This is a genomic window from Ochrobactrum sp. SSR, assembly GCF_030067775.1.
In the GTDB taxonomy this organism is placed as follows: Bacteria; Pseudomonadota; Alphaproteobacteria; order Rhizobiales; family Rhizobiaceae; genus Brucella; species Brucella teleogrylli.
The window spans coordinates 130190-144453 of sequence record NZ_CP125969.1; the positions used below are offsets into that span (position 1 = coordinate 130190).

Here is a 14264-nt window from a genome sequence, read left to right on the forward strand (position 1 = left end):
GCATGTTGAGAGCAATTCGAGTATTGATTCCGCCAAGACGCCTAAGGTCTTGAGCTAGAATCACTTTCACTTCTCATCTGGCGCAGAGCTTCCCCTGCCGTCATGGCGACCGAAACTGCAAGATTGAGGGAGCGGGTGCCGGAAACCATCGGGATCAGCAGGCGCGCATCGGCGCTGTTGTGGACTGCATCCGGCACACCGGACGATTCACGCCCGAACAGGAGAATATCGTTCGCCTGAAAACGGTAGTCGGTATAGGGGATTGCGGCCTTGGTCGAGAGCAGTACGATGCGGCGGCCTGCCTGTTTGCGCCAGTCTTCGAAGTGGTGCCAGTCGGCATGTCGCGTCAGTGCGGCCTGCGCCAGATAATCCATGCCCGCGCGCTTCAGCGAGCGGTCGGAAATGTCGAAACCGGCAGGCTCAATCAGGTCCACGGCAAAGCCGAGACATGCGGCCATGCGCAGTATCGTTCCCGTGTTGCCGGGAATGTCGGGCTGGTAGAGGGCGACGCGCAGATCCATATGAAGCGGGTAACGCGAAACGCCCGTCATCGCAAGACTGCATATCGGGCGCGGTTCATGCGTCAACATCTGTATGAGGATGAACTTTAAAGAACCGGTCGGATTGCAAAATATTCATGTTTTGTTCCGAACAAGTATTGGCAATTGCTTAATGTCCGCCTAAAAGGAGCGCCATGTTTAAGTGGTTCGAACATCGGCTCAACGCCTATCCAGATGATGCCCCGCAGGAACCTCCGCGCGGTCTGGTCGCGTTTTGCCTCTATTACACCCGCGGCGCCTGGCCGTGGATCATCGGTATGGCGATCTTCACCACCCTGATCGCCATTATCGAGGTTTCCCTGTTTGCCTTTATGGGCAATATCGTGGATTGGCTTTCCCACCAGTCGCGCGAAACGTTTCTAAGCAATGAAGGCTGGCGGCTGGCATTGATTGCCGGGGTGGTTCTGGTCGGCCTGCCGGGCGTGGTGCTGGTGCATTCGCTGGTGATCCATCAGACGCTGCTCGGCAATTATCCGATGCGCGTGCGCTGGCTGATGCATCGTTACCTGATCCGACAGTCGATGTCGTTTTTCCAGGACGAATTTGCCGGGCGCATTTCAACCAAGCTGATGCAGACCGCTCTTGCCGTGCGCGAAACGGTGATGAAGCTGCTTGACGTCTTGAACTATGTCATCGTCTATTTCGCGGGCACGCTGTTCATCGCCGCCGCCGCCGATCTGCGACTGATGATCCCGTTCGTCGTCTGGCTCGTGGTCTATCTCATGTTGCTGCGCTTCTTCATTCCGCGCCTGCGGGTGGTTTCGGAAGAGCAGGCTGATGCGCGCTCGACGATGACGGGCCGCATTGTCGACAGCTATACCAATATCGCGACCGTGAAGCTGTTCTCGCATTCGAGCCGCGAGGAATCCTATGTGCGCGAAAGCCTCGATGGTTTCCTCGGCACGGTGCATCGCCAGATGCGTCTGGTGACCATGTTCCATTTCACGCTCTATGTGTCGAACTGCCTTCTGCTCTTCGCGGTCGGCGTGATCGGCATCGGCCTGTGGATGAACGAAGCCGTGACGGTGGGTGCGGTGGCGGTCAGCATCGGTCTGGTGCTGCGCCTCAACGGCATGTCGCAGTGGATCATGTGGGAAATGTCGGCGCTGTTTGAAAATATCGGCACGGTGGAAGACGGCATCACCACGATTGCGCGCGCGCATGAAGTGGTGGATGTTCCCAATGCTCCGGCCCTGCAGGTGACCAAGGGCGAGCTGGATTTCGACAAGGTAGGCTTCCATTACGGCAAGGGCAAGGGCGTTCTGGAAAACCTGACGCTGAACATCCCCGCCGGACAGAAAGTCGGTCTGGTCGGTCGCTCCGGTGCGGGCAAGTCCACGCTGGTCAATCTGCTGCTGCGCTTCTACGATCTGGAGAAGGGGCGCATCCTGATTGATGGTCAGGACATTTCGAAAGTGTCGCAGGATTCGCTGCGCGCCAATATCGGCATGGTCACGCAGGATACTTCGCTTCTGCACCGCACGGTACGCGAAAACATTATGTATGGCAGGCCCGACGCCACCGAGGAAATGTTGCAGCAGGCGATCCGGCTTGCGCAGGCAGACCAGTTCGTTCCGCTCCTTACCGATCCGAAGGGACGGCGCGGGCTGGAAGCGCATGTCGGCGAGCGCGGCGTCAAGCTGTCCGGCGGACAGCGTCAGCGTATCGCTATTGCGCGTGTGATGCTCAAGGATGCGCCGATCCTCATTCTCGACGAGGCGACATCCGCGCTCGATTCGGAAGTGGAAGCGGCCATTCAGGACAGCCTCAATACGCTGATGGAAGGCAAGACGGTTATCGCCATCGCGCATCGTCTTTCCACTATCGCCGCGCTTGATCGCCTGATCGTCATGGACAAGGGGCGAATCGTCGAAGACGGCACGCATGAGGAACTTGTTGCGCTCGGCGGCATTTATGCAAGTCTATGGGCGCGTCAATCCGGCGGGTTCCTTGGCTTCGAAGACAATTCCGAGGATGCGCTGGTCAAGTAAGGAAAAACGCTATTGATGAAAGCGGTCTACAGCCTGTTCGAACGTTGGGTTGATCCCTTCCGCGAACCGGACAATCTCAGACCGCCTTCAACCACAATGGCTTTCCTCTGGCATTACGCGCGCCAGGCGAAATGGCCGCTTGTGGCAGCACTTGCCGCTGGCGGTCTTCTGCCGCTGGTGGAAGCGGGGCTGTTTTATTTCACCGGACGTCTGGTCGATATTCTGGATCAGGCTGGCAAAGGCGGCATAGAGCGCAGCTGGTCGGCGTTGATCGAGGCCGCCGGGCCTGAGCTTCTCTTCATGGGGTTCACGGTTCTGGTGATCCGGTTGATCGTCACCGCTGCAACGACCCTGCTGGACGACCAGACCATGTCGCCCGGCTTCTACAACATGATCCGCTGGCAGGCGAATTCCTATGTGCTGCGCCAGTCCTATGCCTTCTTCCAGAATGATTTTGCCGGACGTATCGCCACAAAGGTCTGGCAGGCCGGGCAGGCGGCGGGCGACCTGACCGAAAGTCTCATTCAGGTCGTCTGGTTCATGGCGATCTACAGCGTCACCACGCTTTTTCTGGTCGGGCGGCTCGATTGGCGGCTTGCCGCCGCCGTCATTGTCTGGATCATCGCTTTCGGCTTCATCGCATGGCGCTATCTGCCGCGCATCCGCAAGAATGCCGAAGCCTCCGCCGAAGCGGGGTCGATGATCAACGGGCGGATTGTCGACAGCTATTCCAATATCGAGACCATCAAGCTCAACACGGCGGATGATGACGAGCGCTATCTGCGCGACGGCTTCGAACGCTATCTTGCGGCGATCCTGCCGTTCATGCGATCGCTGACTGGTGTGCGCCTGTCGCTGACGGCTTTGTCGGGCCTGATGATCGTGACAGTTGCGGCCATCGCCATCGATCTGTGGACAGAGGATGCCATCACGGTTGGTCAGGTGTCGTTCACGCTCGGTCTGGTGCTGCGTCTCAACATGCTGCTTGGACGCCTCATGATGCAGCTCAATGGCATGTTGCGCCAGTTGGGGCTGATCGAAAACTCAATGCGCCTTGTCTCCGCGCCGCTCGGTCTCGAAGACCGGCCCGGCGCAAAACCGCTGGTGGTACGCGATGCCCGCATCGACGTGCGCGACGTAACCTTCCATTACGGCAAGGGCGCTGGCGTTCTGCAGAACATCAATTTGACGGTGAGAGGCGGCGAGCGTGTGGGGCTGGTCGGCCATTCCGGCGCGGGCAAGACCACGCTCGTCAACCTTATCCTGCGGCTTTACGATGTGGAAAAGGGCACCATCACCGTGGATGGGCAGGACATACGCGATGTCACGCAGAATTCCGCTGCGCCGGGCCTTTGCCGTGGTCAGCCAGCAAACTGCACTTTTGCATCGTTCCTTGCGCGATAATATCATGCTGGCTCGTGACGATGCCACCGATGAAGAATTGCTAAAGGCGGCCCGGCAGGCGGAAGCGGACGGCTTCATCGCCAAGCTGGAAGATTTTCAGGGCCGCAAGTCCTTCGATGCTTTCGTGGGCGAACGCGGCGTCAAACTATCGGGCGGCCAGCGTCAGCGCATCGCCATTGCCCGCGCCATTCTCAAGGACGCACCGATTCTCATTCTCGATGAGGCGACCTCGGCACTCGATCTCGGATGTGGAAGCCTCGATACAGGAGAATCTTAAGCTACTCATGGAAGGCAAGACGGTGATTGCCATTGCACATCGTCTTTCGACCATTGCCGCACTCGACCGTCTGGTGGTCATAGACGCTGGCCGGATCGTCGAGGAAGGCACACATGAGGAATTGATCGCCCAAGGCGGCATCTATGCCGGGCTCTGGGCGCGCCAGTCTGGCGGGTTTCTTGGAGAGAACCACGAAAACTAAAAACTTCCGGTCATCTCCGGTCATCCGGGCAGGTCTTTGGCCCTGACCGCAGCTTTGCTGTGTATCCGTCAAATTAATCAAGCAAATCCGCCTGCGACATCGTGCCGTCATAAGGGGTTGGTGTCTGGACAAGCGTTTTTTACGCGCATAAACCGGATAGTGAGATGGAGGGAATTTCGTCCTGCGAGCACTTGCGGGATAACTTTTGCGCAGGTGCAAAAGCGGACGAGGGGAGAGTTCAATTGAACATGCAGATTAAAAGGGAGTTGGCACGTGAGCGCACACGACACGGCTGAGCCGACACGGCGTGATTTTCTCTATATTGCGACGGGAATGGCCGGTGTGGTCGGTGTTGGCGGACTGGCATGGCCGTTTATCGACCAGATGCGTCCAGACGCTTCGACACTCGCAGCCGCTTCCATCGAAGTCGACGTTTCTTCTCTTGCAGAAGGCGCGTCCCTGACCGTCAAATGGCGCGGCAAGCCGGTATTCATCCGCAACCGTTCCGCCAAGGAAGTGGAAGAAGGCAAGAGCGCGGCTCTCGGTGACCTGAAGGACCCGATCGCCCGCAACGCAAACCTTCCATCGGATGCGCAGGCAACCGACGTTGCCCGTTCGGCAGGCGAAGGCAAGGAAAACTGGCTCATCATGATCGGCGTATGCACGCATCTCGGCTGCGTACCGCTCGGTGAGTCCGGTTCTTTCGGCGGCTGGTTCTGCCCATGCCATGGCTCGACCTATGACACTGCGGGTCGTATCCGCAGCGGCCCGGCACCGGAAAACATGCACATCCCGCAATATGCGTTCACTTCCGATACGGTCATCAGGATCGGCTAAAACAGGTCTTGGGGAGAGAAGACATGAGTGGTGGACACTCCACATATACGCCGAAGACCGGCATCGAAAAATGGGTCGACGAACGGCTTCCCTTGCCGCGTCTGGTCTATGATTCCTTCGTGGCCTATCCGACGCCGCGTAACCTGAACTACATGTACACCTTTGGTGGCATTTTGAGCTTCATGCTCATCTCGCAGATTCTGACCGGCATCGTTCTGGCGATGCACTATGCTGCGGATACGGGCATCGCGTTCAATTCCGTCGAAAAAATCATGCGCGACGTCAACTCCGGCTGGCTTCTGCGCTACATGCACTCCAACGGTGCATCCTTCTTCTTCATCGCCGTTTATCTGCACATTGCACGCGGTCTGTACTACGGCTCCTACAAGGCGCCGCGCGAGCTTCTGTGGATCCTCGGCGTGGTGATCTTCCTTCTCATGATGGCGACCGCCTTCATGGGTTATGTGCTGCCATGGGGCCAGATGTCCTTCTGGGGTGCAACGGTTATCACCGGCTTCTTTACGGCCTTTCCGGTCATAGGCGAGCCGATACAGCAGCTTCTCCTTGGCGGCTTTGCGGTCGACAATCCGACGCTGAACCGCTTCTTCTCGCTGCACTACCTGCTGCCGTTCATGATTGCCGGCGTTGTCGTCCTGCACGTCTGGGCGCTGCATGTCACAGGCCAGACCAACCCGACCGGCATTGAAGTGAAGTCGAAGACCGATACGGTTGCCTTCACGCCTTATGCGACCATCAAGGACGCTTTCGGCGCGCTCGTCTTCTTCGTGTTCTTCGCCTATTTCGTCTTCTACATGCCAAACTTCCTCGGCCACCCGGATAACTATATCCCGGCCGACTCGCTCAAGACGCCTGCTCACATCGTTCCTGAATGGTACTTCCTGCCGTTCTACGCGATGCTGCGCGCCATCACCTTCAACATCGGCCCGATCGATTCGAAGCTCGGCGGTGTTCTGACGATGTTCGGTTCGATCGCTATCCTCTTCGTGGTTCCCTGGCTCGATACGTCGAAGGTTCGTTCGGCTGTCTATCGCCCGTGGTTCAAGCTGTTCTTCTGGCTCTTCGTGATCAACGCCATCTTCCTTGGATGGTTGGGTTCGCGTCCTGCGGAAGGTTCCTATGTCTTCATGGCGCAGCTCGGTACGCTTTACTATTTCGCTTTCTTCATCGTCATCATGCCGGTTCTCGGCCTGATCGAGACGCCGAAGCGTCTGCCCAACTCGATTACCGAGGCGGTGCTGGCGAAGAGCGAAGGCAAGGCCGAGATTGCCCCCGTGGAAATCAAGGGCTGAACCAGCGAGAGATATGAAGGACGTAATGATGAAAAAACATCCTCAAGAGCTTCGCTGCCTTTGGTATCGCTCCGCTGGTCGCACTTGGTCTTTCCATGAGCGGTGCCTTTGCTGAGGAGGGCGGCAATGCGGCGGAGCCGACGCATTTCCCGATCCACCACCCGACGCAGGAAAAGTGGAGCTTTGCCGGTCCGTTCGGCACCTATGACAAGGGCCAGCTGCAGCGCGGTCTGAAAGTTTATAAGGAAGTATGCTCGGCCTGCCATTCCATGAACCTGGTGGCCTTCCGTACGCTGGAAGACCTCGGCTATACGCCGGAACAGGTCAAAGCCTTTGCAGCCGAGTATGAAGTGCAGGACGGTCCGAACGCCGAAGGTGAAATGTTCACCCGCAAGGCGCTGCCGACAGACCATTTCCCGTCGCCATTTCCAAATGCGGCCGCAGCTGCTGCCGCAAACAATGGTGCGGCTCCGCCTGACTTCTCGCTGATCGCCAAGGCGCGCGCCGTGGAACGCGGCTTCCCGACCTTCATCTTCGACATTTTCACGCAATATGCCGAAGGTGGGCCGGATTATATTCACGCGCTTCTGACAGGCTTCGATGAGCAGCCGCCAGCGGGCATGCAGATTGCCGAAGGTACGCATTACAATCCGTACTTCATTTCGGCAAAGGCGCTTGCCATGGCCAAGCCGCTGAACGATGGTCAAGTGACCTATGATGATGGCTCGCCGCAGACGGTGGACCAATATTCGCGCGACGTTTCGGCATTCCTGATGTGGGCCGCTGAGCCGCATCTGGAACAGCGCAAGCGCACCGGCTTCCGGGTGATTGTGTTCCTGATTCTCTTTGCGGGTCTGGCCTATATCGCCAAGCGGTCGATCTGGTCTGATGTGAAGCACTGAGCATTCAGCTGACCGTTGAAAAGAGGGCGCCAAAAACGGCGCCCTTTTTGTTTGTGTGGTGCTGATTTACAATCGGCACCAGCCAAACCTGACGCCGGAGCTGCCGTTTTGGATAAGTCTGCCCGCTGATGCGCGAATAAGCTTGGCGTGGCTGCGATATCGTGATTGAAAAGAGCGTAATAGCAAGATGCGCGCTCAGAGGTGTCCCAGTTGGGACATCACGACCATGGGCCAGCGCTGGCAATGTTTCAATTGAAAGGACTGAACATGGAATCCGGGCTCAACGCCAGTTTGAAGGATGCCATCAGAACCATTCCGGATTATCCCAAACCCGGCGTGCAGTTCCGCGACGTGACGACCCTTATGGGCGATGCGCAGGCGTTCCGCCGCGCGGTCGACGAACTGGTCTACCCCTATGCCGGTAACAAGGTAGATAAAGTCGCGGGCATCGAAGCGCGCGGCTTCATTTTGGGTGGCGCCATTGCTCACCAGATTTCCGCCGGTTTCGTGCCGATCCGCAAGAAGGGCAAGCTGCCGCGCGATACGGTGCGTATTGCTTACAGCCTTGAGTATGGCATTGACGAAATGGAGATGCACCGTGACGCCATCGAGAAGGGCGAGCGCATCATTCTCGTGGACGATCTGATCGCCACCGGCGGCACGGCTGAAGCCGCTGCCAAGCTGTTGTTGCAGATGGGGGCAAATATCGTTGCCGCCTGCTTCATCATAGATCTGCCGGACCTTGGCGGACGCAAGAAGCTGGAAGCGCTCGGCGTACCCGTGCGCACGCTGGTTTCGTTCGAAGGCGATTGAGCACAAATATCTGCTTATGAAAAAGCCCGCTGCATGGCGGGCTTTTTCATGTCAGGCATCGAGCTTGGGCGGCAACTTGACCATGGCCGCGTTATCGAAGGACAGCACGTCTTCACCATTTTGATTATGCGCTCGCAAGGACATGGTCAGCATCGACCAGCCCGGACGCGACGCAAGCGCGCGCAGCGCATGAACGGTGCGCTTGAAGGTGATTGTGTCGCCCGCATAGACCGGCTTTGACCATTTCAGATTCTCGAAGCCGGGCGAGGGGCCGAAAACCGGTGGTGTCTCGCCGCGCTTGAGGGCCTCCTTGGTCGCCTGCACAATGGAGGCGACATTCAGCTTCATGAATACAGCCGTCGTATGCCAGCCAGAGGCGCACAGGCCGCCGAACAGACTGTTCTTTGCAGCTTCCGCATCGAGATGGAAAGGTTGCGGATCATATTTCGTGGCGAAGTCGATGATCTCTTCGGCGGTAAATGTATAGCTGCCGATATCCTGCTCGCGACCGAGATTGTCTTCAAGATAGCTCATCATGCACCCGCCTTGGCTTCCTGTGCCGCAACGTAATCGCGGCGTCCCATCATACAGGGATGCTGCATTTCGCACACGGTTTCACCGCGCTGATTGACGAGCGCGTGGTGCAGCGTGACGAGACCGATTTCCGGGCGGCTCTTGGAAAGGCGACGGTCGATGACGGTGGTAACACCGCTCAGCGTATCGCCAGCCAGAACCGGGCGCTTCCAGCGGGTGAATTCGACGCCGGGGCCGCCTTGCGATGTGGAATTGGTGAGAAAGGCGTCGCAGACCAGACGCATGATCAGCGATACGGTCTGCCATCCCGAGGCGGCAAGACCGCCAAGTACGCTGGCTTTGCCTGCTTCTTCATCGAGGTGGAAGGGCTGCGGATCGAATGCGCTGGCGAATTCGATGATCTCTTCCTTGTTGATCGTGCGCGGTCCGAAAGGGATTTTCAGTCCCGGCACCATATCCTCATAGGCGTATTTCTGCTGGGGCTTGCTCACCCTCTATCTCCTCCAAATCGGTTTCAGGAAATGCTCTGAATATGCAAAGGCCGCCGGGAAACGGCGGCCTGATCGTATCAGGTGTTGAAGCGGAACAGCATCACATCGCCGTCATGGACGATGTATTCCTTGCCTTCGTCTCGGGCTTTGCCCGCTTCCTTGGCGCCGACTTCACCGTTGTATTTGACGTAGTCTTCATAGGCGATAGTCTGGGCGCGGATGAAGCCGCGCTCGAAATCGGTGTGGATCACACCGGCAGCGCCGGGAGCCTTGGTGCCGCGACGGATGGTCCAGGCGCGGGTTTCCTTCGGTCCAGCGGTGAAATAGGTGATGAGGTCGAGAAGCTTGTAACCGGCGCGGATCAGGCGGTCGAGGCCCGGTTCCTCAAGGTCCATGCTTTCCAGATATTCCGTGGCTTCCTCATCGGGCAGCTGGGCAACTTCCGCCTCGATAGCCGCGGAGATAATGACCGTCTGGGCACCCTGTTCCTCGGCCATCTTTTCGACGGCTGCACTATATGCGTTGCCCTTGGCGGCATCGCCTTCGGCGACGTTGCAGACATAGAGTACAGGCTTGGAGGTGAGAAGGTTCAGGCCCTTCAGCGTCATCAGGTCTTCTGCGGCGATATCCTTCAGCATCAGGCGAACAGGCTGGCCGTTCTGCAGCAGTTCAAGCGCTGCTTCCATCACCGGCAGGATGGTCAGCGCTTCCTTGTCCTTGCCGGTGGCGCGCTTGCGGATCTGCACGATGCGGCGCTCGATGCTTTCGAGGTCCGAGAGCATCAGTTCGGTTTCAACGGTCTGCGCGTCTGAAACCGGATCGATGCGGCCTTCGACATGGGTGATGTCGTCATCTTCGAAGCAGCGCAGCACATGCACGATGGCATCGACTTCGCGGATATTGGCGAGGAACTGGTTGCCGAGGCCTTCGCCCTTCGAAGCGCCGCGCACAAGGCCGGCGATATCAACGAAGTTGATGCGGGTCGGGATGATTTCCTTCGAACCGGCGATCTTGGCAATATCGTTCTGGCGCGGATCGGGAACGGCCACTTCGCCGGTGTTCGGCTCAATGGTGCAGAACGGATAGTTTGCGGCCTGTGCGGCGGCCGTTTTGGTCAGCGCGTTGAAAAGCGTCGACTTGCCAACATTTGGCAGACCGACGATGCCGCATTTGAAACCCATGATCGTACCTGTCAGACTAGAATAGAATTACCGTCGCTATGCGACATTGAGGTGTGAAGCGTCAAGAGGCGCAGCCGTCGCGAAGGATTAATCCTTCTTCCCCAGCAGCTTTTTCAGCATTTCAGCCATCGGGCCGCTTTCGGGAATGGCCGGCTTCTTCTGGTTCTGCCGCGCCTGACGGATATGGCTCTGCGCCTTGGGCGGGGCCTTTTCCAGTTGCGCGGGGTCTGCCTTGAAACCGTTGGGCCGCTGATTGCCGTCGCCCATGGCGAGCGCAATGCGGTTCATGAAGCTGTTGTCATCGCCCGGCTTGGCGAGCAGGCCAATATTGTCGGCGACAGCGCCTAAGAGCGTGTCCAGCCATTCATTGTCGGCCTTGGCGAAATCGCCGAGAACATAATTATGCACCAGTTCCTTCGCGCCCGGATGGCCGATGCCAAGCCGCATGCGGCGATAATTCTGGCCGCCGGGGAAGGACTGGACATGCGCGTCGATGGATTTGATGCCGTTATGGCCGCCGGAGCCGCCGCCGGTCTTGATCCGCAGCTTGCCTGGAATGAGGTCGAGTTCGTCATAGATGACGACGAGATCGGCGGAAGTGAGCTTGTAGAAGCGCATAGCCTCGCCGACAGACTGGCCCGAGAGGTTCATGAAAGTCTGCGGCTTGATAAGCAGCACTTTCTCGCCGTCAATCACGCCATCGGCAATCTCGGCCTGAAATTTCTTCTGCCAGTTGGAGAAGCGATGGCGGCGGAATATTTCATCCGCCGCCATGAAACCGATATTATGCCGGTTATGCGCATATTTGGAGCCCGGATTGCCAAGACCTGCGATGAGCAGCATGGTTCAGAGCCCCCAAAATACGGAAAGCGATTATTCGCCGTCCTTGGCTTCTTCTTCAGCGCCTTCAGCAGCAGCTTCGTCCGACTTCAGGCCGGCAGGAGCAGCGATGGTGGCGATGGTGAAGTCGCGGTCCTGAATGGCAGCCGACACGCCCTTCGGCAGCTTGATTGCCGAAATGTGGACGGAGTCACCGATTTCAAGGCCGGTCAGGTCGAATTCGAGCGCTTCCGGAATTGCATTGGCCGGAACGATCAGTTCAACGTCGTGGCGAACGATGTTGAGAACGCCGCCGCGCTTGATGCCCGGTGCAGCTTCTTCGTTCTTGAAGTGAACAGGAACGTTCACGTGAACGACCGACTTGGCGGATACGCGCAGGAAGTCGACATGCTGCGGGAAGTCGCGGACTGGGTCCAGCTGGTAGTCCTTCGGGAGGACCTGAATCTTCTTGCCGTCTACTTCGATCGTGGCAACCGTGGTCTTAAAACCACCGCCATGAATCTTGTAGAAGATCTCCTTATAGGAGACGGCGATTGCGAGGGGCTCCTGCTTGTCGCCATAGATGACTGCAGGAATCTGGCCGTTGCGACGCAGTTCGCGGGAGGACCCCTTACCAACCCGGGTACGCAGATCGGCCTTGAGCACGTAAGTCTCGCTCATGGCATTTCCTTTCAAAGTTACTGGAGTGTCGCTCGCTTTCTACGCATGATCTTGTGCGAAAACCGATTTCGACTTTTCGGGATCATGCTTCAACAAACGACATGAAACAGCCCGTATCGTCTGTCACAAGGTGAAAGACCGGACCGCTCCATTCCGCGTTGCCTCCAAGGGTGTCTACGCGGATGGCGGTGGCTATAGACCATAGCGTGCGGCTGCGCAAGTTTTTTGGATTTGCCGTTGCGTGGGGGCTGACAAGGCCATAGTTGAAAAAATAGCCGCGATGGCCTATATTCGGGTCGGTAGCTGAAGCGCGAACTCCAGCTACCGTGTTCTTAGATAAAGAATTGAACCTGCACCGTCGCTTGCCAGCTGGTGCGGGTTTTCTTTATTCTAAGCGTGAATCTAATGGGTATAAACCACATAGAGTTCACCTCCGAATAGAGAGCAAAGCCCTTGCCAAGGTCGGAGCGGCTCATCCTCCCCGACGCGCCCGCTGGCTGGGCGCTTGCTGCTTTTGCCCCCCCGTTCAGATTGCTATCAAAACTTCTGATTGAAATCTACGGTCCAGCATCTGTGGGCATTCCGCATAACCGGTGGCATTGACGGCTTTAAAGATGTTAAGCGAATGCCTGATTGACCGCAGGCTCTGCCGTGCGAGTCGTCTGTTTCGGTCACATTCTCAAACAAGGAGGCGAGATGCAGGTCGGTATCGACATGGGTGCTGTTGCTGGAAGCGGTTCTGCCTCGGCAGCGGCGCTTGGCGGTGGCAAGCAGGCCATGCTTGATCTTGAGGAGCTTCTCGCCACGCGCCTGCTCGTGCAGGGCAATTCCGGCTCTGGCAAGTCGCATCTTCTGCGCCGCCTGCTGGAACAGAGCGCGCAATGGGTGCAGCAATGCATCGTCGACCCGGAAGGTGATTTCGTCACGCTGGCCGATCTTTACGGCCATGTCGTCGTTGACGCCGCCCGCACCGAAGCCGAATTGACCCGCATTGCCGGACGTATCCGCCAGCACCGTGTTTCGGTGGTGCTCAATCTCGAGGGCCTCGATGTCGAGCAGCAGATGCGCTCGGCGGCGGCGTTTCTCGGCGGTCTGTTCGATGCCGAACGAGACTACTGGTATCCGATGCTTGTGGTGGTGGATGAGGCGCAGCTTTTTGCGCCAGCCGCTGCTGGCGAAGTGTCTGACGAGGCGCGCAAGCTTTCGCTCGGCGCGATGACCAATCTCATGTGTCGCGGGCGCAAGCGTGGTCTCGCCGGTGTTATTGCAACGCAGCGTCTGGCCAAGCTTGCCAAGAACGTGGCTGCCGAAGCCTCCAACTTTCTGATGGGCCGCACCTTCCTCGATATCGATATGGCGCGCGCCGCGGATCTGCTGGGCATGGAGCGTAAGCAGGCGGAAATGTTCCGCGATCTGGAGCGCGGGCATTTCGTGGCGCTTGGACCGGCGCTGTCGCGGCGTCCGCTGCCGATCCGCATCGGCACGGTGGAAACTTCGGCCCGTTCGTCGTCGCCGAAGCTGATGCCGCTGCCCGATGCGCCGGAAGATGCGCTTGATTTGATCTTTACGCCCGCGCCACAGGAAATCCGCACCGTCGTGCGTCGGACGCCCCCACCTCCACCGCCGCCATCCACGGCGGAAATTCTGGCACAGGTGGCCAAGCCCAAGCCCGAGGCAGAGCCCGTGGAAGCGCCGCTTTTCCCCGGTATCGTGGAAGCGGAACGCGACGAGCTTCTCGATAAGGTCATGCGCGAGATCGTAGACGACCCGGAAGCCTCGTTCCGGTCTGTGGCGGTTCTCTATCAGGACTTTCTGGTGCGCTGTCGCATTCACCGCGTTCCGGGCGAACCGCTGGCACTGCCTGCCTTCCGCCGCAGGCTGGCGGTGGCGCAGGCCAGCATTGAAAGCGATGTGGCGAGCAGCGAAACATGGCAGCAGGCGCTGTCGCTGTCGGAAAGCCTCACCGACGATGTGCAGGGCGTGTTCCTGATCGTGGCGCAGGCGGCCGTCACCGGTGCGCCTTGCCCCTCCGATGCGGCGCTGGCGCGGGCCTATGGCACGCATTCGTTCAGCCGTGCCCGGCGTTTGCTGACTTATTTCGAGGAGCGTGGGCTGCTGGTGGTCCGCAATGATTTCAAGGGAATGCGCATCGTGAATTTCCCTGATCTTGGCTGCGAAACGGCACCGGGTGATCCCAATGCCCCGGACGATATGGTGGAAGAGGGTGCTGCCGCCGAGTAGACTGTGAAGACCGTCATGAAC

The 14264-nt window shown here is 58.3% G+C and carries 12 protein-coding genes and 1 pseudogene; 7 read left to right on the forward strand and 6 right to left on the reverse strand.

The window, feature by feature from the left end:
• Positions 1 to 41: 41 nt before the first annotated feature.
• Complete coding sequence (locus QLQ11_RS00595; RefSeq protein WP_121536640.1) at positions 42 to 521, reverse strand: tRNA (cytidine(34)-2'-O)-methyltransferase; 480 nt, start codon at positions 519 to 521, stop codon at positions 42 to 44.
• A gap of 173 nt (positions 522 to 694) precedes the next feature.
• On the opposite strand from QLQ11_RS00595, the gene QLQ11_RS00600 reads away from it, so the two are divergent.
• From QLQ11_RS00600 to QLQ11_RS00625, 6 genes and pseudogenes are all read left to right on the forward strand, one after another.
• Positions 695 to 2551 carry an ABC transporter ATP-binding protein gene (locus QLQ11_RS00600; protein WP_109369507.1) on the forward strand — a complete coding sequence of 619 codons (1857 nt, stop codon included), beginning with the start codon at positions 695 to 697 and terminating at the stop codon, positions 2549 to 2551.
• A 15-nt stretch (positions 2552 to 2566) separates the two neighbouring features.
• A pseudogene (locus tag QLQ11_RS00605) lies at positions 2567 to 4434 on the forward strand (ABC transporter ATP-binding protein).
• 273 nt (positions 4435 to 4707) lie between these two features.
• On the forward strand, positions 4708 to 5271 hold the full coding sequence (petA, locus tag QLQ11_RS00610) for a ubiquinol-cytochrome c reductase iron-sulfur subunit (protein WP_109369505.1): 564 nt from the start codon (positions 4708 to 4710) through the stop codon (positions 5269 to 5271).
• Between the two features lie 23 nt (positions 5272 to 5294).
• A complete protein-coding gene (locus tag QLQ11_RS00615) occupies positions 5295 to 6581 on the forward strand; it encodes a cytochrome b N-terminal domain-containing protein (protein WP_109369504.1) in 1287 nt (428 codons plus the stop codon).
• Between the two features lie 95 nt (positions 6582 to 6676).
• Positions 6677 to 7483, forward strand: a complete 807-nt coding sequence (locus tag QLQ11_RS00620) for a cytochrome c1 (RefSeq protein WP_371835883.1) — start codon at positions 6677 to 6679, stop codon at positions 7481 to 7483.
• A 267-nt stretch (positions 7484 to 7750) separates the two neighbouring features.
• Entirely contained in the window at positions 7751 to 8296 is a 546-nt protein-coding gene (locus tag QLQ11_RS00625; RefSeq protein WP_109369502.1) for an adenine phosphoribosyltransferase, read from the forward strand.
• 51 nt (positions 8297 to 8347) lie between these two features.
• Here QLQ11_RS00625 and QLQ11_RS00630 read toward each other — a convergent pair whose 3' ends face one another.
• From QLQ11_RS00630 to QLQ11_RS00650, 5 genes are all read right to left on the reverse strand, one after another.
• Positions 8348 to 8830, reverse strand: coding sequence for a MaoC family dehydratase (locus QLQ11_RS00630; protein WP_121536638.1), 483 nt, complete (start codon positions 8828 to 8830; stop codon positions 8348 to 8350).
• Complete coding sequence (locus QLQ11_RS00635) at positions 8830 to 9321, reverse strand: MaoC family dehydratase (protein ID WP_121536512.1); 492 nt, start codon at positions 9319 to 9321, stop codon at positions 8830 to 8832. The genes QLQ11_RS00630 and QLQ11_RS00635 overlap by 1 nt, the downstream gene beginning before the upstream one ends.
• A 77-nt stretch (positions 9322 to 9398) precedes the next feature.
• On the reverse strand, positions 9399 to 10502 hold the full coding sequence (gene ychF, locus QLQ11_RS00640; RefSeq protein WP_121536510.1) for a redox-regulated ATPase YchF: 1104 nt from the start codon (positions 10500 to 10502) through the stop codon (positions 9399 to 9401).
• An 87-nt stretch (positions 10503 to 10589) separates the two neighbouring features.
• Positions 10590 to 11345 (reverse strand): aminoacyl-tRNA hydrolase, encoded by a 756-nt coding sequence (gene pth, locus QLQ11_RS00645; RefSeq protein ID WP_121536508.1) that lies wholly within the window; start codon positions 11343 to 11345, stop codon positions 10590 to 10592.
• A 30-nt stretch (positions 11346 to 11375) separates the two neighbouring features.
• Positions 11376 to 12002 (reverse strand): 50S ribosomal protein L25/general stress protein Ctc, encoded by a 627-nt coding sequence (locus tag QLQ11_RS00650; RefSeq protein WP_109369498.1) that lies wholly within the window; start codon positions 12000 to 12002, stop codon positions 11376 to 11378.
• A gap of 696 nt (positions 12003 to 12698) precedes the next feature.
• Between QLQ11_RS00650 and QLQ11_RS00655 the strand changes: the two genes are divergently transcribed.
• Positions 12699 to 14243 (forward strand): ATP-binding protein, encoded by a 1545-nt coding sequence (locus QLQ11_RS00655; RefSeq protein WP_109369497.1) that lies wholly within the window; start codon positions 12699 to 12701, stop codon positions 14241 to 14243.
• Positions 14244 to 14264 lie beyond the last annotated feature (21 nt).

Excerpts from the sequence above, each read along its gene's own strand:
- QLQ11_RS00625 (WP_109369502.1), top strand. The coding sequence starts at position 7,751 with ATGGAATCCGGGCTCAACGCCAGTTTGAAGGATGCCATCAGAACCATT.
- QLQ11_RS00615 (WP_109369504.1), top strand. The coding sequence starts at position 5,295 with ATGAGTGGTGGACACTCCACATATACGCCGAAGACCGGCATCGAAAAA.
- pth (WP_121536508.1), bottom strand. The coding sequence starts at position 11,345 with ATGCTGCTCATCGCAGGTCTTGGCAATCCGGGCTCCAAATATGCGCAT.
- QLQ11_RS00650 (WP_109369498.1), bottom strand. The coding sequence starts at position 12,002 with ATGAGCGAGACTTACGTGCTCAAGGCCGATCTGCGTACCCGGGTTGGT.
- QLQ11_RS00600 (WP_109369507.1), top strand. The coding sequence starts at position 695 with ATGTTTAAGTGGTTCGAACATCGGCTCAACGCCTATCCAGATGATGCC.
- QLQ11_RS00620 (WP_371835883.1), top strand. The coding sequence starts at position 6,677 with ATGAGCGGTGCCTTTGCTGAGGAGGGCGGCAATGCGGCGGAGCCGACG.
- ychF (WP_121536510.1), bottom strand. The coding sequence starts at position 10,502 with ATGGGTTTCAAATGCGGCATCGTCGGTCTGCCAAATGTTGGCAAGTCG.
- QLQ11_RS00630 (WP_121536638.1), bottom strand. The coding sequence starts at position 8,830 with ATGAGCTATCTTGAAGACAATCTCGGTCGCGAGCAGGATATCGGCAGC.
- QLQ11_RS00595 (WP_121536640.1), bottom strand. The coding sequence starts at position 521 with ATGGATCTGCGCGTCGCCCTCTACCAGCCCGACATTCCCGGCAACACG.
- QLQ11_RS00655 (WP_109369497.1), top strand. The coding sequence starts at position 12,699 with ATGCAGGTCGGTATCGACATGGGTGCTGTTGCTGGAAGCGGTTCTGCC.